The sequence below is a fragment of the Siphonobacter aquaeclarae genome (assembly GCF_900103285.1).
In the GTDB taxonomy this organism is placed as follows: domain Bacteria; phylum Bacteroidota; class Bacteroidia; order Cytophagales; family Spirosomataceae; genus Siphonobacter; species Siphonobacter aquaeclarae.
The window spans coordinates 628,966-649,688 of the sequence record NZ_FNGS01000002.1 but is presented as its reverse complement, the minus strand read 5'-3'; the positions used below and the strand labels follow the sequence as shown (position 1 = coordinate 649,688).

The window sequence follows — 20,723 nt, the reverse complement described above, 5'->3', positions numbered from 1 at the left end:
TGTTTTTATAGTGGATATGGTCTGTTTTCCTGAGAAATTTATCCGGTAGCCTTTATGCAGTTTTCTTATTCCAATTACCAGACGGAGGGATTTTACGACGAGATGTTCGATGCCAACGGAAACGTGCGTCTCGGCTACGAGGCGTTCAAGCAGCGGAGCGAGCAGCTTTCGTACGAAGAGATGACCCGCCGGCACCAGGCTGCCGAACGGGCGTTGATGGCCATGGGCATTACCTTCAACGTGTACTCCGAAAACGAAGGTACCGAGCGGATCATGCCGGTAGATATTATCCCGAGAATCATCCCGAGCGCCGACTGGAGCAAGCTGGAAAAGGGATTGATCCAGCGGATTACGGCGATCAATATGTTTATTGACGACGTTTACAACGACCAGCATATTCTCAACGACGGCGTCGTCCCCCGCGACCTGATCGAATCCTCGAAATGTTTTCTCAAGCCCTGCATCGGCCTGAAGCCGCCGAAAGGGATCTGGTGCCATATTACCGGAACAGACCTGATCAAGGGCGACGACGGGCAGTACATGGTACTGGAAGACAACCTGCGCTGTCCCTCCGGCGTGTCATATATGCTGGAAAACAGGGAGTTACTCAAGCAGACTTTCCCGGAAGTATTTGCCCGTACCGATATCCGGCCGGTGTCTGATTACCCCAGCCGCCTGCTCGAAATGCTGCAGTTTATCGCCGGCCGGCCCGACCCGACCGTCTGCGTACTCACGCCGGGTATCTACAACTCGGCCTATTTCGAACATTCCTACCTCGCCCAGCAGATGGGGGTGGAGCTGGTGGATACCCGGGACCTGGTGGTGCACGACGGGTACGTCAAAATGCGGACGACCAAAGGCTTCCAGATTGTCGACGTGATCTACCGCCGGATCGACGATACCTTCCTCGACCCACAGGCGTTTAATCCGGACTCCCTTATCGGTATCCCCGGTATTTTTGATGTATACAAAAAAGGGCGCGTAGCCCTGGCCAACGCGCCAGGTACGGGGGTAGCCGACGACAAGGTTATCTATGCCTATGTTCCCCGGATCATCAAGTATTACCTCGACGAAGAGCCGATCATTCCCAACGTCCGGACGTACATCTGCCGGGAAGAAGAGGACCGGAAATATGTACTCGATAATATCGAAAACCTCGTCGTCAAGGAAGCCAACGAAGCCGGCGGATACGGCATGCTCATCGGTCCGAAAGCAACCAAAGCCGATCATGAACTCTTCCGGCGGAAAATCCGCGAAAATCCCCGGAATTACATCGCGCAGCCGACCATCAGCCTGTCCCGCGTGCCCTGCCTGATGGACGGAGCCATTGAAGGCCGGCACGTTGACCTGCGCCCGTATATCCTCTACGGCGACGGCATCAATGTGATTCCCGGCGGACTCACCCGCGTAGCCCTCCGGAAGGGATCGCTCGTCGTAAACTCCTCCCAGGGTGGCGGCAGCAAGGATACCTGGGTGATGTGGTAAAACGGATCGTAACCGTTCCCTTTGAAAGCCTTCGGCAACGCCCTGCCGAAGGCTTTTTTTATTGACAATTGATAGAAAAGGAAACAGCCTTTTCGGGAAGACAGCCTGCCGGTCGCCTTCCTGCTGAGCACCGGGCCGGTCTGGTATAGTTATTTGATAAGCAGCCCCGCATGAAGCGGAATCGCCCGCGGGAAAAAGGTTGGCAAAGCCCGCGATTTTTCTGTTACTTGACTATCAATTCGCAAGAACCCCGGCGTATGCGCCCGATCAGGTCGTTGGCGTAACCGGGTAGTTGTTCGTATATTGCGGACTAGCGTTTATGCCGCCACATGAGCATGTCCTCACCTGACCATGTCCCTGATCTGAATGAATTTCGTGTGCTGCTTGTCGACGACAACCGGCTGAACCTTCAGATCCTCAAAAAACTGCTCACCCGCGCTCAGGCCGAAGTAGAAACGGCCGACGGCGGGCAGGATGCCGTGGCGTTTGCCCGGGAGCATTCTTTCCGGTTTATTCTGATGGATTACCAGATGCCTGACCTCGATGGTTTCGAAGCCGCGCAGCAAATCCGTGCCTTTGATCCGGCGGTGCCGATTTACCTGATGTCAGGAGACGATGTGCCCCCTTTTGTACGGGATTCCGGGGTCATCACCGGTACCCTGCTGAAGCCGGTTCAGTTGCCGTCCCTTCTCGCCCTTGTGGGCTTATAACCTCTCAACCCGAACGGACATGCGAACGAAAGTATGGATTCTGGTGCTGCTGATCGGTGGGATTTTTGTTGAAATCCTGACCGGCCTGAACGGCTACACGACCATACGCCGGCTCGTTACGACCAACAACTGGATCAACCATACGCGGGTTATTCTCGAGAAAACAGAACAGATCGATACGCGGCTCACGCATATTGACAACGACCTTCGCGGGCACCTCCTGAGCCAGAATCCCTATTTTCTCGCAGATTTCAACCGCAATGCCAAGGAGCTCCGCGCTCAGTCGGCCGACCTGAAAGACTTCGTCAAAAGTCCGTTGCAGCGTCAGCGGTTTTTCCGTTTTCACGACTTGCTGGAAGAAAAGCTGGCGCTGGGAAAGGAACTGTTCGTCCGCAATGAAATCGCCGGAGGGACGCCCCGCCTGGACTCCGGGCGCGTTTATCTCGACAAAACATACGCCCTCCGTACTCTTTTATTAGAGATTCAGGACAGCGAAGAAACCCTGCTGACCCAGCGGGTGGAGGAAAGTGAAACATCCGCCAACGAAGCCGTCCTGAGTATTATCCTCGGAACGCTCGTCGCAATTGTCGTTGTCCTCATTGCCGTAAGCCTTCTGCTGCGCCTGCTCCGTACCCGGAAGCGGCTGTATAAAGAGCTGAAAGAGAACGAGTTCAGGTTGAAGGAGGTACTCGACGCCGTACCGGCTGCCATTACAGTATATGACGCCCAGGGCAATGTCTTTTACACCAATCAGGGCGTCCGGACACTGCTCGACAATACGCCGACTACCTACTCCGAACAGATAAAGGCGTTTCCGGTGTACCGCTTTCCGACCGGCGAGCTGTATCCGGTGGAAGACCGTCCGTATGCGAAGGCTTTGCAGGGGATATCTTCCCAGGTCGACGATATGGAGGTTCGCCTCAATGGCAAGCGAAGCCTGTTTCTCAATTCCGCTCACCCTATTTTCGATCCGGATGGCAAGCTCCTGCACGTCGTACTGGTCAGCGTAGACATCACTGATCGCCTGCAATCGCATACCCGCCTGCAGGAAGCGAAGGAAATGGCTGAGAAAGTAGCGCGCATGAAAGAGAACTTCCTGGCGAACATGAGCCACGAAATCCGGACACCGCTCAACTCCATCATCGGTTTTACGACATTACTCGAAACCTCCCCGCTGAACCCCGAGCAGGCAGAGTACCTCAAAGCCGTCAATACCGCCAGCCGGAACCTGCTGACGATCGTCAACGACATCCTCGATATCTCCAAAATAGAGGCCGGGATGCTTCAGTTTGAGCATATTCCATTCAGTATCAACTCCCTGGTACAGTCGATCCGGATTATGCTGCAGCCGTCGGTACTCGACAAGCAACTGATACTGAACGTACAACTCGATCCGGGGTTGCCGGAAGTAGTACTGGGTGACCCGACGCGTCTTACCCAGATCCTGCTCAACCTCGCCTCCAACGCCGTCAAGTTTACGGAAAAGGGAAGGATAGATATTTCCATCCACCAGATCCAGCAGGCCGGCAAGCACATGTGGGTGCGCCTGGAAGTGAAGGATACCGGCATCGGTATTCCTTCCGAAGTACTCCCGCATATTTTCGAGCGGTTCCGCCAGGAGAGTACTTTCACGACCCGTCAGTACGGCGGTTCCGGACTGGGGCTCAACATTGTTCACTCACTTGTGGAAATGCTGGGCGGAAGGATTTCGGTGGAAAGTACCCCCGGAGCCGGTTCCCGGTTTGTGGTGGATATTCCGTATGAAGTATCTGAGCTGGATAAAACGGAAGAATTGCTGCCGCTGATTTCGTCGTTCGACGGCCACCAGTCGATTTCGGTACTCGTTGTTGAAGACAATCCGATGAACCAGAAGCTCGCGACGGCCGTCCTCGGTCGCATGGGCTATTCTTCCGACATCGCTGAAAACGGAGTAAAAGCGCTCGAAAAACTCGCTGAAAACCGGTACGACCTGATTTTGATGGATATTCAGATGCCGGTGATGGACGGGTACGAAACCACGCGGGAAATCCGGAATACCCTCAAGCTGAATATCCCCATCGTAGCTATGACGGCGCACGCGCTGGTCGGCGAGCGCGAACACTGCCTGAAAGTAGGGATGAACGACTTTGTTTCGAAGCCGTTTCAGATGGCGGATTTGTATCGGATCGTTCGCCGGCAACTGCAGATAACCACGCCGGGAATTGTGGTCAGTACCGCCAGTCAGCCAGCCGAAGAAGTTCCGGCACTCAAACTGGATTACCTCCACGAGGTGACAGGCGGAGACGAGGAAGCCATGGCGGATCTGCTGTCGGTATACCTGGAAGAATCGCCGCGGCAGTTGCAGAAATTCCGAAAGGCGATCGAGCAGCTGGATGTTCCGGAAGTCGGGAAAATCGCCCACGCCCTCAAATCGCCCGCTCAGATGATCGGCGCCGATCACATCGTACCCCTGTTTATCCGCCTGCAGGAAATGGCCAACCGCGACGGCATGGACATTGGGTCTCTCGAACCGCTGGTCGACGAAGCCACGCAGAAAATGAATCTTCTCTTTCCCCTCGTGGAAGAAGCCCGTAATACCTTGCTGAGTTCAGGGCGGTAAGACCTCTGCGTACTCGCCGGGGCGTCATAGTGCCGGAACTACCCGGCTCCGGGAAAAATGCGAGGATAATGGCACGGGTTTTGGTTTGAAATTAAGCGAATACTTTCGTGACGTGTCCAACCCCCAAATGATGAATTTTCCCCATGCGAAAGGCTTTTCTGATCGGTTTCGGTATGTTGGTCTCCCTGCACGCCAGCGGTTTTTTCGAGACGGACTCGACCGGTACCCGAAAGACCCGCCTGAAGCCAACGACCGATTTTGACCAGCGCTTTTCGTTTATCAAGGGAAATTCGGTGAATATCTGGGGCTACCGCGGCGGACTGCTCATCAACGACAAATACAAACTAGGCATCGGCGGCTACTTTCTGACCCACCGGTACGACGGAAACCGGGTCGATCACTCCGGCAATCCCATCCACCGCCTCGAAGATCACCTCTGGTTCGGGACGGTCTACTACGAACCTTTTCTGATCCGGCGGGAAACCTGGGAAATGAGTATTGTCACCGAAGCGGGGTACGGACGCTCTACATTGGAAGTATTCGACGAAGCATCGGGCGAGAACGTCCGCACCAGCAAGCGCGGCTTTATACCGGTCGGTGCGGGCCTATCAGCGAGCTATAAGGTTCCGCCGCTGTTTGGTATCCGGCCGCTGCGGTGGTTTGGCCTCAACGGCCTTGTGGGCTACAGGAAGACCATTTTTCGCAATACTCCCCGGACTGATTACGACGGGTTTTTCTGGAGTATCGGCACGGCGATATTCCTGGACAGGATCGTGGATGATGTGAAATACTGGCGGGCGAAGAAAAAAAGATCGTCCTTTGCCGACTGATCCTTTTGCCAATGCCCAACGCTTATCTTCTGGAAGGACTCCGTACACCCGTCGGAAAAGCCAACGGCTACTACCGGGACATTATTCCCGAACACCTCTTCGCAGCCCTGTTACGGGAACTTCGGCACAGGCATCCCGACTGGCCGGTCGACGAGGTACTCGCCGGCGTTGCCCTCGGTACCGGCGGCAACATGGCCCGCTATGCCCTGCTGGAAGCCGGATTTCCGGAAGAACTGCCTGGTACCACACTGGATATGCAATGCGGCGCCGGCCTGCGTACCCTGATCGCGGCAGAAGCCCAGCTGAAGAGCGGATTGTCGACAGCCGTCCTCGCCGGCGGCATGGAAAGCAATAGCCTTGCGCCGAAACGGCAGTACCACCCAAGGGACTTTCGGTTTGTGGACGAGGCGACGTACTTTACCAAAGCGTCGTTCGTACCCTCTTCCGCCGGGCCCGACGAACTGACAGAAGCTGCAGCCCGCGCCGCCGGACAATTCGGGGTGTCCAAGGCCGATATGATGGCCTGGACCATACGCAGCCACGAGCGGGCTGGTAGCAGCCGGGAAATAATCGAAACAATTATTCATCCTGTTAACGGAAAGACGGCAGACCAGGCCGTCCGGCCCGGACTCTCCCTTGAACAACTGGCTGCTACTCAGACGTCGTCCCTCATCGATCATACCAATACGGCACACCTGCACGACGGCGCCGGGGTATACTGGCTGGGCAACGAAGCCTTCTGCGAGCAGACCGGCATACAGCCGTCGTTCCGGATTGTCGCTTCGGCCGTAGCAGGCGGTCCTCCGGGCCTCGCGCCGCTGGGCGTGATCTGGGCAACGGAAAAGCTTCTCCGCCAGACGGGTATTTCCGTTTCGACCATAGACCTGTTCGAAATCAACGAATCGTTTGCTGTCAAACCCCTCGCGTTTTTGAAGCATTGGGGCATTTCGCCCGAAAAAGTGAATATATTTGGGGGCAATTTGGCCTACGGGCACCCGTTCGGGGCTTCCGGCCTTCTCAATACCCTCCATCTGACGCTCGCCCTGAAGCATACCGGCAGTCGCCTGGGACTCGTGGCAGCGGGAGTAGCCGGCGGACTTGGCGCCGCTCTGTTGATCGAACAACTGAAACCGTGATTCTGCAGAAAATCCTCCATACGGCAGGGAAATACCCTGAGAAAGAAGCTGTCGTCTATGGCGACAGCCGGCTGTCGTATGGCGCGCTGGTGGAAGAGGTGCGGCGACGCGCGGCAGCTATATCAGCCGGTATCCGGGAGACCAACGTACTGCTTATCCGCAAGGACCCGCAGGAAGCCCTGCTCGACCTGCTGGCATTGATGGCGGCTGGAAAAGCGACGCTATTCGGCTCCCGGCAATTGTCAGCTACGGATTGCTCCGCGCTGACCGGCCTGTTCAGCGCCTTTTCCCTGACCGACGAAACAGTACTGCAACCATCTGATACTGAGCCGGAATGGAAAACGGGTCTGCTGTCAGACCGCTTTCTCGGTGTGCTCAGCTCCGGAACGGAAGGTACGCCTAAGGTCATCTGGAAAGACTACCAGAGCTGGGTGTCGGCGTTTCCGCATCAGTCGGATATTTTCGGCCTCGATACAGATGACCGCCTGTTCATCCTCGATGCGCTGAGCTATTCGGCAAACCTCAACGCTGCCCTGCACGTGCTGTGGCTGGGAGGAACCGTCGTCATGGCCTCGCTGAAATCTGCCGCCGGATGGACACTCCGCATGCGCGAGGAGCGGATTACGTCGGTGTTCATGGTGCCGTCGCACTACCGGCTGTGGTCAGGAAAGACGGGTACCCTGGAGCAGATGCGCTCCCTCGTCAGCGCCGGTGAGAAGCTCGACATCGTTACAGCGCGGCAGCTTCGGGAGACCTGCCCGAATGCTTTGCTGACCGAATACTACGGCGCCGCCGAACTCGGGCACGTGAGCTACCAGCAAAACGACGATATCCTGCAATACGGATATACCGTTGGCAAAGCGTTTCCGGGCGTAACCATTACGCTGTCAGATCAACAGATTCTTGTTGAAAGTCCTTATGTATCACCGGATTATCGGGGTGTCAATACGGTTTTTGACCTGGGGTTGATCGAAGACGGCCGCCTGATTCTGCTCGGACGCGGCGGACGGATGTTTAACCGCCGGGGGCTGAATGTTTTTGCCGAAGAAATCGAGTCCTGCGCGCGGGAACTGTCCTTTATCCGGGATGTTGCTGCGGTAGGCTTGCTGCGCGACGACCTGTCGCATGATATTTGTCTGGCTTTCAGCTGTACCTATCCCGGAGAACGCTCTTCCGGGTACCACCGTCAGCTGAAGGACCACCTCCTGCATTCCCTGCCGCAGGCCAAGCAGCCGCGGCGGATACTGGAATGCCGGGATCTTCCCCGTATGGACAGCGGAAAACTGGATTACCAGGCTATTGTTCATTTGTTTGCGGGAGAAGAAGAGCCTGCTTTCTGAGTCTTTTCAACTGTTTTTTCCGGAACGGCGCCCTGTCGTTCCCCGGAAAGCTATTCCCTTTTTTTCATGGATGACGCCGGTTTCCGCGCCCCAAAGCGGATACCCGGCTATCCGATTCCCATCAATACATGAAACGTATATTTATTAGCGTTATATTTCTTCTTCCGGTTATCAGTCAGGCCCAGGACAGTACCCGCACGCTGTCGGAAGTGACCGTCACTGCCAGTCTGCAACCGACGGATATCCGCAAAACCGGCCGGAATGTCACCGTCATCACGTCAAAAGACATTGAAAAAGCGCCGGTCAAAACCCTCGACGGGATCCTTCAGTATGCGCTCAACGTGGATGTACGCTCCCGTGCACCGCTTGGCGTTCAGGCGGATATCAGCATCCGCGGCGGCAATTTTGACCAGACGCTGATTCTCGTCGACGGCGTCAAAATGAACGATCCCCAAACCGGCCACCATACCCTCAATCTGCCGTTTCCGCTGGATCTGATCGAGCGGATCGAAGTACTGCAGGGCGGCGCGTCGCGCGTGTTCGGGCCAAGTGCTTTTTCGGGCGTGATCAACATCATCACGAAGAAAAACCAGCCTACGCAGGTGAAAGTCAACGCTGCCGGCGGGCAGTACGGACTCTATCAGCTGGGCGCGGCGGCGAGTGTAGCTACCAAAAACCAGTCGACATTACTGGCCGTTGAGAAAATCCACAGCGACGGCTATGCAAAAAACACTGCCTTTGACCGCCACAACCTCTACGGGCATACCACACTGAACCTGCACCGGACCACGATCGACCTGCAGGGCGGCTGGATGGACAACCAGTTCGGAGCGTCCAATTTTTATCACCCGAAATACTACAATCAGTATGAACAGGTACGGCAGAATTACGTTGTAGCACGGGTAGATCAGCAGTTTTCAGGTGCCTTTGTGTCGAGCCTCACCGGCTCCTGGCGGCGGCATTATGATATGTATGATTTTGATAATTACCGGGAAACAAAACCATCTGCCATCAACTTTCACCAGACCAACGTCTGGGACATTGAATGGCGGAACAAATGGACGAGCAACCTCGGCGTAACCTCCTTCGGAGCCGAGTGGAGACGGGAGAGTATCATCAGTAACCGCCTGGGCGACAGCCTTTCCCGCAAAAAGGAAGTGCCGGGTTTCTTCGGTAATTTTTACACCTTCGGAAAAGACCGCGACAATGTCAACTGGTACCTGGAACAGCTGAAAAAGTGGGACCGGGTGACGCTGGCCGTCGGAACGCTTTTCAACATGAACTCCCAGTTCGGCAACGAATGGTACCCCGGGCTGGATGTATCGTATTCGGTGAGTGAAAAACTGGCCGTGTATGGAAGCGTCAACCGTTCGGTACGGTACCCGACGTTTACGGAGATGTACCTGAACTCCTCGACGGTCGTTGCCGATCCGAATATCAAACCCGAGAAAGCCTGGAGCTATGAACTGGGCGCGAAGCGGTTTACCGGCGCGGTGCAGGCGACTGTCTCCGTCTTCTACCGGCAAACAAGCGTAGCCATCGACAAAATCAAGCGCCCGGAATTTACAGTACCCCGCATGGAAAACATCCGGGACCTGAATACCTTGGGGGCAGAAGTATCTTATGTACTGAACGTAGCGACGCTGACCGGCCGTGATGCCCATTGGCTGCAGCGGGTATCGGCTAACTATGCGTATATCTGGGCCGACAAAAAACAGACGAATTTTCAGTCGTTCTACACCCTCAACTACCTGCGGCACAAGGCCAGCGTAGGGCTGACGTTCCGCCTTGCCAAAAGCCTGAGCCTGGATACCTGGTATACGCTGAAAAAGCGGGAGGGCGACTACCAGTGGGATGCCACGACGCCTCCGCAGCCCTATGCGACAATCCACCTGGTCGACGCCCGCGTATCCTGGTCACGACCGGCCTACCGCCTCTTTCTCGACTGCACCAACCTCCTCAACCAGACCTACTACGAGCATGGCTTTGTCCAGCAGCCCGGCAGGTGGGTATCGGGAGGGGTGGGGTTGACGTTGAGGTAGTTGATTGTTTAGAGTTTGAAGTTTAGAGTTTGGGATTTAGGGTTTGGATGGGAAAGGAGACTGACTGAGAGTCGCTCTCCAACAAAACTCTAAACTTCAAACTCTAAACCCTAAACCCTAAACCCTAAACCCTAAACCCTAAACCCTAAACTCTCTCCCCCAAACCACCCCCTCACCACCTCTTCCGCATACCCGCCGCTGGCAGTCATGCCTTTGCCGCCGATGGCGGTACGGATGTGGATATGGCTGTCGACGTCGTATTCGAAGATGCCGTCGGCGTGCTGGGGGTAGTAGCCCGACCAGCATTCGATCAGGTTACGGACCGGGAACCCGACGATGCGTTCCGCTTCCCGGAACATTAACTCATTGATATAGGCATCCGACTGAAAACCAAGGTTTTCCACTTCGCCGATACCGGCGTAGGAATGGGAGTCGCCGAGGATAATGGAGCCGTCCGTCGCCTGCTTGAACAGAATATGAATACCCTGATCTTTCAGTTCACGGAGGTGTTCCGGCGTTTGAAGAGACGGGTAGGATGGGCAGGTTTCGAACGATTCATACCGACGGATGGTCAGACCGGTGAGGATATTGCCGGGGAGGGATAATCCGGCAGGCGCCGCGATGCGCATCATCTGCAGTTTGCTGACGATGATACCGCTGGTCCGGAAGACTTCCGGAAACAGCAGGCCGAATTCCCCTCCGCCGCAAACCAACACCTTCCCGGCAGAAATCCGCTCGCCACCCGCAAGCGTTACCTGCGCGCCGGCGCCGGCAGGTTCGCAGCCAACCGCCGCCGTGCCAAACCGCTGTGTCAGGTTGGGATAGCGCTCGCGGAGATAGGCGTGGATACGGTTGATAAGAAGATGGGGTTCAACGGAGATTTCGTCCGGGAAAAAGAGTGCTTCCCGGGCATATTCCGGCCGTACAGACGGGTAGCGGCGAAGGGTTTCGCCTTTCGTGAGCTGCTCAGAAGCATACCCGCGGGCATCAAACGATGCCTTTACTTCATGCAGGAGCCGGGCTTCGTCTTCGTCTGACGCAATATAGACGGAACCGTTCGCGCGGGCTGATAAGTCGAATGACGCCTGCATTTCCTTGTAAAAATGAAGGCTGCGCAGGCCGTAGTCAAACCATTTGCCAGCCATTCCGGACGGTACTACCTGCCCGAAATTCCGGACCGTTGCCTGAACGGGACGGTAATCTTTTTCCAGCAACAGGACAGACAGGCCCAGCCGGGCGGCATGATAGGCATGAAAGGTGCCGAGAATTCCCCCGCCGATCACAACAAAATCGTATGTTTTTTCACTCATAGCGGAATACGAAACCAGAATGTTTAGTATTTATAAACTTTTGATGACGCAAAAGTAAGAATGCGCGCGAAGCGGCGCGTTAACAAACCGTTAATTATTGCCTTTCGGCGGTCCTGGCGGCGTATTAGCGGCAAGCCGTGACGGCACAGGATGGCTTCCGGATATTTTGACTGTATTTCTTGCTCGGGGAAAGGAAATTCCGTTATCTTTGTTCAAGAAGGTCCAGCATTGATTAAAAATTATGGATAAAAACACCACGGAAGAGAGCAATCATAACGGTTTTTTTTCACGTAACCTCGTGTACCTGAGGGGTCGTCTGGAGGGAAGAATTTCCCAGCAGCGGCTGGCGGATGAGCTGGGATTGAAGAAGTCGACCTGGGCTGCATACGAGTCGGCGCGTGCCGAGCCGAAATACGGGGATCTGGTCAAAGTAGCGGATTTCTTTCAGGTGACAGTGGATGAGCTGCTTCGGAAAGATTTGAGCCGCGAACCGGTTCAGTTACCGAAAGTGCCGGAATTGCGGGTTTTGGCGACGACGGTCGACGTACGTAACCGTGACAATGTCGAGTTTGTACCCGTCAAAGCCATGGGTGGTTACGCCGAGGGCTTTGGCGATCTGGAATATATCGGGCAGTTGCCGGCGTTTAACCTGCCGTTTCTGGCCCGCGACCGGAAGTACCGGGCTTTTCCCTATGAAGGCGAGTCCATGCCCCCGCTGAAAGAGGGCGCCGTGGTTTTCGGCGAATACATCGAGAACTGGGAAGGTGTCAAGAACGGAACGATCTGCCTGGTGGTCACGCTCGATGAAGGGGTAGTGCTGAAGAAAGTCTTCAATTACCTCGTCGAGAAAGATGTGCTGGTGCTGAAGTCACTCAACGAGCGGTTTGCGCCGTATCCGGTCCGCCGGGAGGACATCAAGGAGTTATGGAAGTTTGCAGGGTACTTCGAAGCGGATTTTCCGTCCTGATGTCTAATTTTTTGAATCATTTGTCTTTCTTTTTTAGTTAATATCGGATTTTCCGTGTATGTTTGTGTCAATAATCCGGACATTGTATCCGGGTTTTTGACACAAACGCCGGAGGCAGCAGTGGAAAAAGCCGGGTACAGACAGGTCGGTCAGGTTTGACCGGGCGTGCCGGTTGCAGATACCCGCTATTCCATGATGCCAGAAATTGTCCACACGGCAGCGGGGCAGGTAGTGCCCCGTCGGCCCGAAGCCAAGTCTTCCCGTAAAAAGCTTCCCAAAGAGCTGATTGAAAAGGTAGTCCCCGGCCTGTGGCAGGGATTGCCGCCTGTCGAGCGGTTTTCGAAGGTACCGAAACGCTGGCCTTCCCGTATTCTGCTGGATACGCCTACGCTCGATTACCTCATCCGTGATGCATACCGCTTGTCGCAAACTGCCGTCGTTGCCATCAACGAACCCGGTATTATCTGTTTTGTCAGTGAATGCTCGTGGCTGGAGCTGGCGGAAAAAATGAAGAAGGGCGACTTCGCGATCCGGTGCAGCATTGGTGAATTCATGCAGGCTGTCATGAGCCATTTTCACCTGCAGCTGCTCCCGATGGATGCCGCTTCATTGGAAAAATACCGGCAACTGCCTGACAGTAAGCAGCCTGTTCGCCCGGTCTGTCACTGGCTGGCGGCTCAGGCCCTGGCTGCCTCCTGCACAGTGATCTCTCCTGATCCCGGTTTCGACCAGTTTCCGGGGTTGAAACGGTTGTGGTAACGGCTATGGTCGGGTATGGCGCGGATTTTTGGTGTTGCGTAGCTGTCCGCTAAATGGGATAGAATTCCATTATTGAGGGATAAAATATAATTACAATTAGCTTATTTTTATTGGGCGTAGAGAAGAATTCTACAAGTTGTGGAATTTATTCTACGGCAATTGACACGATTTTTGTCAGAAAAAATATAGCCCGTTTTTTGCAACCCTCAGAACATCAGGAGGTGGCAGAAAACGGGTTACTTTTCGGCATGTAGTACGATAACTATTTATTGTATGATTTTTTGTAATTTTAACTGTCTCTTTAGGTGAAATGAAAAGAGATAAGCTTTGAAGCAGAGTTGGCGGCTTAGCTTCAAACTAGTCTATTAAAAGCATCGGTGTTGGTGACATCGATGCTTTTTGTTGTTGCAGGCAGGATGATAGCGCCGGTTTGACACGATCGAGGGACAGGTCATCCGGATTTCGTCTTTCTTCCGACGAAGCCTGATTGCATGAAAAAACTGTTCTTACTCGCCCTTACCCTTTGTGCCTTCCGTTCTGCGGACGTCCGTCCAACGATCTTTCTCATCGGTGATTCCACCATGGCCGACAAACCCGATGCATCGGACCCGGAACGGGGCTGGGGACAGGCATTACCCGGCTTGCTTTCAGATGGCGTCGCCGTCCGCAACCACGCAGTTAACGGTCGCAGTACCAAAAGCTTTCTGCGTGAAGGCCGCTGGACGACGGTGCTTGGCGAACTCAAAGCGGGCGACTGGGTCCTGATCCAGTTCGGTCATAACGATGAGAAGAAAGAGGACTCCACCAGGTATGCCGCGCCGCAGACCGACTACCGCCGGAATCTGCTCCGCTTTATACGGGAAACGCAGGCGAAAGGCGCGAAACCGGTACTCCTGACGCCGGTAGTAAGAAGGCGGTTTGACGCCGGAGGCGCCTGGTCCGATACGCACGGCGATTACCCGACAGTCGTGAAAGAGGTTGCCGGAGAAACAGGCGTCCCCCTGATTGACCTGGAAGCGCTCAGCCGCGACATGGTTCGGCAGGCCGGTCCCGAAAAATCCCGGCGGTTGTACCTGGCTTTTCAGCCTGGTACGTATGCTTCGCGCCCGAAAGGCATTGCTGACGATACTCACTTTTCCGCCTATGGAGCGCGAAAAATAGCCGGACTCGTGGTGGCTGACTGGCGGAGACAGCAACTACCTCTTGCCGCATTCGTCCGGAAAACTGCGTTCGACGGCAAAGCAGCCGACGAGTTACCGGTGGTGTACCAACCCGTTTTCCGGAAAGATACCTTTCGCATCACAGCCTATGGGGCAAAACCCGATGGCCAGTTCCTGAATACCAGCGCAATACAGAAAAGTATAGACGCCTGCTCGGCAGCGGGAGGCGGTACCGTACTGATTCCCGAAGGTCTCTGGCTGACGGGCCCGCTGACCTTGAAAAGCGGCGTCAATCTCCATGTAAAAACGGGAGCGCTGCTGCGTTTCAGCCAGAACCGGGAGGATTACCCGCTTGTCGTAACTTCCTGGGAAGGTCTCGATGCCATCCGCTGCCAGGCGCCGCTGAGCGCCCGGAACGCTGTAGGTATTGCTATTACGGGAGGCGGTACGCTCGACGGCGGCGGCGAAGTATGGCGCCCGGTCAAAAAGGAGAAACTAACTGCGTCGGCCTGGGCGAAATTGGTAGCCTCTGGTGGTGTGACCGACGGCGATACCTGGTATCCTTCCGAACAATCCCTCCAGGGCTCGCGGATCAAAGGAGCGGTCAGTCTCGCAACCGGTTATGATCAGACGAAATCAGCCGCTATCCGGGATTTTCTCCGCCCGAATATGGTAAGTCTGGTGCAATGCCGTGACGTATTGCTCGAAGGGATTACGGTACAAAACTCGCCCGCCTGGTGCTTGCACCCGCTTCTGTGTGAGGATATTACGCTTCGGCATGTCACGGTCAGGAATCCCTGGTATGCGCAAAACGGAGACGGAGTCGACCTGGAATCCTGCCGGCATGCACTGATCGAAAACAGTACATTTGACGTCGGCGACGATGCCATCTGTATCAAATCCGGCCGTGACGCCGAAGGCCGCAGACGCGGTATTCCGACGGAAGACGTCCTTGTCAACGGATGTACCGTTTTTCACGGCCACGGCGGATTTGTCGTTGGCAGCGAGATGTCCGGCGGAGCCCGTAACCTGTTTGTTTCGAACTGTACTTTTCTTGGTACGGATGTAGGCCTGCGGTTCAAAACAGCAAGAGGCCGGGGAGGAGTAGTCGAGGATGTGTACGTCAGCGGCGTTCAAATGACGAATATTCCGGGAGAAGCCATTCTGTTCGATATGTATTACCAGGCCAAAGACCCTGTACCGGCGTCCGGAAAGAGTGAGGACCTTCCGCCGTCAGAGGCCCGTCCGGTGGACGAGGGGACACCCCGTTTCCGGCATTTCCGGGTGCAGAATGTTCATTGCAAAGGCGCTGAGACGGGGATTCTCGTACGCGGGCTGCCCGAAATGCACGTCGAAGACATTCAGATCGCCCAATCCGTTATCGAAAGCCGGAAAGGGCTGTTGTGTACCGATGCGACCGGTCTCATCCTGAAAGACGTAGACTTATTCACGGAAAAAGGACCGGTGCTGTTTGTCCGTGACAGCCGGAAGATCGTACTCGAACGCATCGGATGCCGCCCCGGCACCGGCTTGTTGCTCCGAAAATCCGGCCAGACCGACGTCCGCCTGCTCGATACCGATACTTCCGGCGTTAAAAAAGTGATGGAATAGGGAACTTTTGGTTGTTTACCGATCGTTCGGAAAATAAGTTTAGAGTTTAGGGTTTGAAGTTTAGGGTTGATCGGACAATATGAGTCTTTCCCTAAACCCTAAACCCTAAACCCTAAACCCTAAACCCTAAACCCTAAACCCTAAACCTCCAATGGCAAACCCCAAAATCCACCCCGACATCCTCATCGATCGTCTTCTCACTGTATTCCGCACGTTGGGGTACGATGGAGCGAGTATGACGGAGCTGGCGGCGGCGACGGGATTGAAGAAAGCGAGTCTTTACCACCGGTTTCCGGAAGGCAAGCAGGCAATGGCCCAGGCAGTACTGGACCACCTGGCTGTGTGGACGAAAACGTATCTGACGGAGGTCGTTCAGACTTCGCAACCCCTTGAAACAAAGCTGGATACCGTCTTTGGAAATATCCGGGACCTCTATCACGGCGGCACCGTTGCCTGCGTCTACCGCGCGCTTTCGCATGGTACTGCGGCTCCGCTGTTTGAAGAGGCGATTGCTGCGCAGTTCCGGGAATGGATGGACGGATTCGCCCGGCTCGCCGTTGACGCAGGCCTGGAGCAAAAAGTTGCGGAGCAGCTCGGCAAAGACGCAGTCGTCCGCATCCAGGGTGTACTGATACTGTCGCAGATCTTTCATCAGCCTGAATTATTTGAACAGACGCTGGAAGACATCCGGTCACTGTTGAAGCAGTAGTAAATTTTTTTAACGTACATATTTACCGATCGTTCGGTAAAATTAAATTCAAACAAAACAACCATGAGCGACTATCCGGAAGATGTTCCGTTTGTGAACGAAGAGTGTGGCGACACCATGTGGGACGCTGTACTGGCTGAACAACGGCCTCCGTTTCCTCCTTTCACACAGGAGACGGCATTACTGAAAGTCAAACTTGCCGAAGAAGCCTGGAATAGCCGGGATCCGAAACGGGTCAGTCTGGCGTACACGCCGGATACCGAATGGCGCAACCGGACGGAGTTTGTCAACGGGAGGGAGGAAGTACAGGCTTTCCTGACCCGCAAGTGGGAAAAGGAGCTGGACTATCGCCTCAAAAAAGAGCTCTGGAGTTTTGACGGCAACCGCATCGCCGTCCGTTTCGAATACGAATGGCACGATGCGGGAGGACAATGGTACCGGAGCTATGGCAACGAACTATGGGAATTCAACGAAATCGGGCAGATGGCCAGACGCTACGCCAGCATCAACGACGCACCGATTGCCGAAAACGAACGCCGGGTGGTATAAGGAAAACGCCGGTCTGCTATCCGGACCGGCGTTTGTTTCGCTTTTTTGCAGGGAGGCAGGAACGGAATGCCGTCGATCAGATACCCGATAACCTGCCATAATAGCTCATGAACGCACGCGAACGATTGTTTACCCATTCTGAAGAAGTTCCCTGGGAGGAGCTGGGCGGAGGGCTGCGCCGCAAAATTCTCAGCTACGATGACCACGTAATGCTGGTTGTAGTTGCCTTTGATGCCGGAGGTATCGGCGCCCTGCACCACCATGTACACCGGCAGATCAGCTATGTGGCCAAAGGTGCATTTGAGATAACCGTCGGAGAAGAAAAGCAGGTATTGCGGGAAGGAGATGTGTATTTCATTCCGCCCTCGGCCGTTCACGGCGCCGTATGCCTGGAAGAAGGGATACTGGTAGACGTATTTTCACCCATGCGGGAAGACTTCGTTTCGTGATGTCGACGAATCCCCGGTGGTGATCTCGGTTTGTTTGGAGGGGATAGGCCGATCGGCTAACTTGACTGAAACAACGCTGCAACCTCTCTGCGGCCCGCCTCCCGGCAGCCGCGAAAGCAACAAGACGATGTCTCTTATCAAGCTGAAAATCAACGAGCGGACGTACCAGACCGAAGCCGATCCGGATACGCCCCTCCTCTGGGTGCTACGCGACCATCTCGGGCTGACCGGGACCAAATTCGGATGCGGGATGGCCATGTGCGGAGCCTGTACGGTACACGTCAACGGGGAAGCAACCCGCTCCTGCGTCCTGCCGGTATCGGCTGTAACGAACGCCCGGATTACGACTATCGAGGGACTTTCTGTACAGGGAGATCATCCCGTCCAGAAAGCCTGGGACGAAGCCGACGTGCCGCAGTGCGGCTACTGCCAGGCAGGCCAGATCATGACGGCCGCTGCTTTTCTCCGGAAAAATCCGAAGCCTACCGACGCCGAAATCGAAACCGCTATGTCCGGAAACCTCTGCCGCTGTGGTACTTACCACCGCATACGGGAGGCTATTCACCTGGCTGCTTCACGACCGAAAAAGTAACCGACATGACTGCCAACAGACGTACTTTTCTGAAAGTAATGGCTTCCGCGGGCGGAGGCCTCATGCTGGGCTTTTCCTGGTCCGAAGCCGAAGCGCTTGCGGGGGCGCCGGGCGCCTTCAACGCATACCTGTCCATCGCGGCAGACGGCGTGGTGTCGATTTTGTCACCCAATCCCGAAGTGGGGCAGGGGATCAAAACCTCCTTTCCGATGATCGTGGCGGAGGAGCTGGACGTAGATTGGAAGCAGGTCCGCGTGATCCAGGCCGCACTCGATACGAAAAATTTTGAACGCCAGGTAGCAGGAGGCAGCGGGTCGATCCGTCACTCCTGGCAGCGGCTGCGGAAGGCCGGCGCGACGGCCCGGCGTATGCTGATCGATGCCGCTGCCAAACGCTGGCAGGTTCCGGCGTCGGAATGCACGACCGAAAACGGTTTTGTCCGGCACAATTCAAAGAAGCTGAGCTACGGAGAATTGGCGGACGAAGCGGCCCGCCTGCCGGTTCCGGCAGAAGTACCGTTGAAAGACCGGAAAGATTTTCGCCTTATCCGGCAACAGGTCAAAAACATTGATAATCCGGCTATTCTGACTGGAAAACCGCTTTTCGGGATTGATTTTTACCGGGAAGGAATGCTGTTCGCGATGATACAGCGACCGGCGGCTTTTGGGTTGAAAATCAAATCGGTAGATGCGGCGGCGGCGAAGGCGATGCCCGGTATTGTCGACGTAGTGACGTTTAAAAACAACGTCGCCATCGTCGGAAAATCTACCTGGCAGGTCAAAAAGGCCCGGGAAGCCGTCAAAATTGAATACGAAAAGGAAGCGCCGCTGGAAAGTACAGCCGATCACAACCGGATCCTGAAAACGCTGCTTGACAGCCCGGAGGCGACAGTCCGCCGCAAGGACGGCGACCCCGACGCGGCGTTCCGGACTGCGGCGAAGGTCGTCCGGGCCGAGTACCAGTGCCCATTCCTTCCGCATAATCCGCTGGAGCCGATGAACTTCTTTGCGCACGTCCGCCCGGATGGCGTGGAGCTGGTCGGTTCGACGCAGACACCAGAGCTGGCCCGGAACGAGACCGCCAAACTTCTCGGAATCCCGCCGGAAAAGGTTACCGTAACCCTGACCCGCATGGGCGGAGGTTTTGGACGACGGCTGAAAGCCGACTACGTGCTGGAAGCCGCCGAGCTATCGAGCCTCATCAAGGCGCCCGTCAAAGTAATCTGGACGCGCGAAGACGATATGACCGGCGGCAGCTACCGTCCGGCGGTTCGCTACCGTTTTGAAGCCGCGCTTGATGCCGGCAATAACCTCGTCGGCTATCGCCTGCGCGGCGCCGGATTCAATGTCGGAAACTCTACCCGCGAGGATAACTTTCCTTCCGGTGCGGTAGATAACCTGCTGATCGACAGCGTCGACCAGAAATCCCCGATTACGACCGGGCCGTGGCGCGCGCCGATTACGAATTTTCTCGCTTTTGCCGAGCAGGCTTTTCTCGATGAAGTAGCGGCTGCGGCAGGAAAGGACCCGGTGCGTTTCCGGCTCGATTTGCTGGAAAAAGCCAAAGCCAAACCGGTTGGCGCGATCAAATATGACATCGACCGGATGAAGGCCGTTATCCAGCTGGCCGCCGAAAAATCGGGTTGGGGTAAGAAAAAAGGGCAGGGTTTCAGCGTGTATTTTTCCCACAATTCCTACGTGGCGCAGGTTGCGGAAGTGGTCGCTACCAAGGAAGGCCCTTCGCTGAAAAAGGTAGTTGCTGCGGTGGATTGCGGGGTAGTGGTCAATCAAAGCGGCGCCCGCCAGCAGGTCATCGGCAGCGTGGTAGACGGCTTTGGCCACGCGATGTTCGGCAACCTGACCTTCCGGGACGGAGCGCCGGAGCAAAAGAACTTCAATACTTACCGCCTCATCCGGATGAATGAAATTCCGGAAGTAGAGGTCCATTTCGTCGATAACGGCATCGATCCAACGGGCCTGGGAGAACCGGCACTACCACCCACGGGCGGGAGTGTTGCCAACGCGATTTTCGCGGCGACGGGCAAGCGCCTCCGGCAGCAGCCCTTCCTCGAAGAACTGAAAGAAGCTACATTCTGAGTCGAAGGCCGGTTACTCCGGCCTTCGTTTTTATTCTCCCAGTTCGGTTCGGAGCAGCTCCCGTGTCAGCTCCTGCCACTCGGCAGGGGCTGACAACAGGAGGGTACGCTCTACTTCCCGGGTATGGTCCGCCCGGACGGTCTTTCCGCCGGCGGTATGGCGGGATACCATTCCGCGGAAAACAAACCAGGTATCGTCGCCGGTTTCCACCAGAAAACCCCGGTATCCCAGGCCGTCCGGAGCGGGTTCGGGCATACCCGGCGCCGCATCAAGGGTTTGCCAGTAGTGTTCGAGGGCCTTTTCCGTCAGACGTCCTAGTATCCAGACCGGATCGGGCCGGCCGGAGAAGACCAGCAGGGTAACCTTTCCTTTTTTCAAA

At 55.5% G+C, this 20,723-nt stretch carries 17 protein-coding genes; 15 read left to right on the top strand and 2 right to left on the bottom strand.

Going from position 1 to position 20,723, the window contains the following annotated elements; translation table 11 throughout:
• The first annotated feature begins 54 nt into the window (after positions 1 to 54).
• The 7 genes from BLR09_RS06215 to BLR09_RS06185 all read left to right on the top strand — a co-directional run bounded on the left by BLR09_RS06215 (position 55) and on the right by BLR09_RS06185 (position 10,142).
• Entirely contained in the window at positions 55 to 1,485 is a 1,431-nt protein-coding gene (locus BLR09_RS06215) for a circularly permuted type 2 ATP-grasp protein (RefSeq protein WP_093199164.1), read from the top strand.
• A gap of 335 nt (positions 1,486 to 1,820) precedes the next feature.
• Complete coding sequence (locus BLR09_RS06210) at positions 1,821 to 2,195, top strand: response regulator (RefSeq protein ID WP_176785473.1); 375 nt, start codon at positions 1,821 to 1,823, stop codon at positions 2,193 to 2,195.
• Positions 2,196 to 2,214: 19 nt separating this feature from the next.
• Positions 2,215 to 4,794 (top strand): ATP-binding protein, encoded by a 2,580-nt coding sequence (locus tag BLR09_RS06205; RefSeq protein ID WP_093199159.1) that lies wholly within the window; start codon positions 2,215 to 2,217, stop codon positions 4,792 to 4,794.
• Positions 4,795 to 4,937: 143 nt separating this feature from the next.
• Positions 4,938 to 5,624 carry a hypothetical protein gene (locus tag BLR09_RS06200; protein ID WP_093199156.1) on the top strand — a complete coding sequence of 229 codons (687 nt, stop codon included), beginning with the start codon at positions 4,938 to 4,940 and terminating at the stop codon, positions 5,622 to 5,624.
• Positions 5,625 to 5,635: 11 nt separating this feature from the next.
• On the top strand, positions 5,636 to 6,760 hold the full coding sequence (locus tag BLR09_RS06195) for a thiolase family protein (RefSeq protein WP_093199154.1): 1,125 nt from the start codon (positions 5,636 to 5,638) through the stop codon (positions 6,758 to 6,760).
• Positions 6,757 to 8,100, top strand: a complete 1,344-nt coding sequence (locus BLR09_RS06190; RefSeq protein ID WP_093199151.1) for an AMP-binding protein — start codon at positions 6,757 to 6,759, stop codon at positions 8,098 to 8,100. The genes BLR09_RS06195 and BLR09_RS06190 overlap by 4 nt, the downstream gene beginning before the upstream one ends.
• Positions 8,101 to 8,228: 128 nt before the next feature.
• Positions 8,229 to 10,142: a TonB-dependent receptor plug domain-containing protein gene (locus BLR09_RS06185; RefSeq protein ID WP_093199149.1), complete on the top strand. Its 1,914-nt coding sequence runs from the start codon at positions 8,229 to 8,231 to the stop codon at positions 10,140 to 10,142.
• Between the two features lie 131 nt (positions 10,143 to 10,273).
• Here BLR09_RS06185 and BLR09_RS06180 read toward each other — a convergent pair whose 3' ends face one another.
• A complete protein-coding gene (locus BLR09_RS06180) occupies positions 10,274 to 11,452 on the bottom strand; it encodes a TIGR03364 family FAD-dependent oxidoreductase (protein WP_093199146.1) in 1,179 nt (392 codons plus the stop codon).
• 241 nt (positions 11,453 to 11,693) lie between these two features.
• On the opposite strand from BLR09_RS06180, the gene BLR09_RS06175 reads away from it, so the two are divergent.
• From BLR09_RS06175 to BLR09_RS06140, 8 genes are all read left to right on the top strand, one after another.
• Positions 11,694 to 12,419, top strand: a complete 726-nt coding sequence (locus BLR09_RS06175) for an XRE family transcriptional regulator (RefSeq protein WP_093199143.1) — start codon at positions 11,694 to 11,696, stop codon at positions 12,417 to 12,419.
• A gap of 192 nt (positions 12,420 to 12,611) precedes the next feature.
• On the top strand, positions 12,612 to 13,178 hold the full coding sequence (locus BLR09_RS06170) for a type II toxin-antitoxin system VapC family toxin (RefSeq protein WP_143011035.1): 567 nt from the start codon (positions 12,612 to 12,614) through the stop codon (positions 13,176 to 13,178).
• A gap of 491 nt (positions 13,179 to 13,669) precedes the next feature.
• Positions 13,670 to 15,949, top strand: coding sequence for a glycosyl hydrolase family 28 protein (locus BLR09_RS06165; RefSeq protein ID WP_093199138.1), 2,280 nt, complete (start codon positions 13,670 to 13,672; stop codon positions 15,947 to 15,949).
• A gap of 151 nt (positions 15,950 to 16,100) precedes the next feature.
• Complete coding sequence (locus BLR09_RS06160) at positions 16,101 to 16,658, top strand: TetR/AcrR family transcriptional regulator (protein WP_093199137.1); 558 nt, start codon at positions 16,101 to 16,103, stop codon at positions 16,656 to 16,658.
• A 63-nt stretch (positions 16,659 to 16,721) separates the two neighbouring features.
• Positions 16,722 to 17,207 carry a nuclear transport factor 2 family protein gene (locus BLR09_RS06155; protein WP_449441353.1) on the top strand — a complete coding sequence of 162 codons (486 nt, stop codon included), beginning with the start codon at positions 16,722 to 16,724 and terminating at the stop codon, positions 17,205 to 17,207.
• Positions 17,208 to 17,314: 107 nt separating this feature from the next.
• Positions 17,315 to 17,656, top strand: a complete 342-nt coding sequence (locus BLR09_RS06150) for a cupin domain-containing protein (RefSeq protein WP_093199135.1) — start codon at positions 17,315 to 17,317, stop codon at positions 17,654 to 17,656.
• 127 nt (positions 17,657 to 17,783) lie between these two features.
• Positions 17,784 to 18,248: a (2Fe-2S)-binding protein gene (locus tag BLR09_RS06145; protein ID WP_093199704.1), complete on the top strand. Its 465-nt coding sequence runs from the start codon at positions 17,784 to 17,786 to the stop codon at positions 18,246 to 18,248.
• Positions 18,249 to 18,253: 5 nt separating this feature from the next.
• On the top strand, positions 18,254 to 20,344 hold the full coding sequence (locus BLR09_RS06140; protein ID WP_093199134.1) for a xanthine dehydrogenase family protein molybdopterin-binding subunit: 2,091 nt from the start codon (positions 18,254 to 18,256) through the stop codon (positions 20,342 to 20,344).
• 30 nt (positions 20,345 to 20,374) lie between these two features.
• Here the strand turns inward: BLR09_RS06140 and BLR09_RS06135 are convergent, their stop codons facing one another.
• Complete coding sequence (locus BLR09_RS06135; protein ID WP_093199131.1) at positions 20,375 to 20,722, bottom strand: hypothetical protein; 348 nt, start codon at positions 20,720 to 20,722, stop codon at positions 20,375 to 20,377.
• Between the last annotated feature and the right edge of the window lies 1 nt (position 20,723).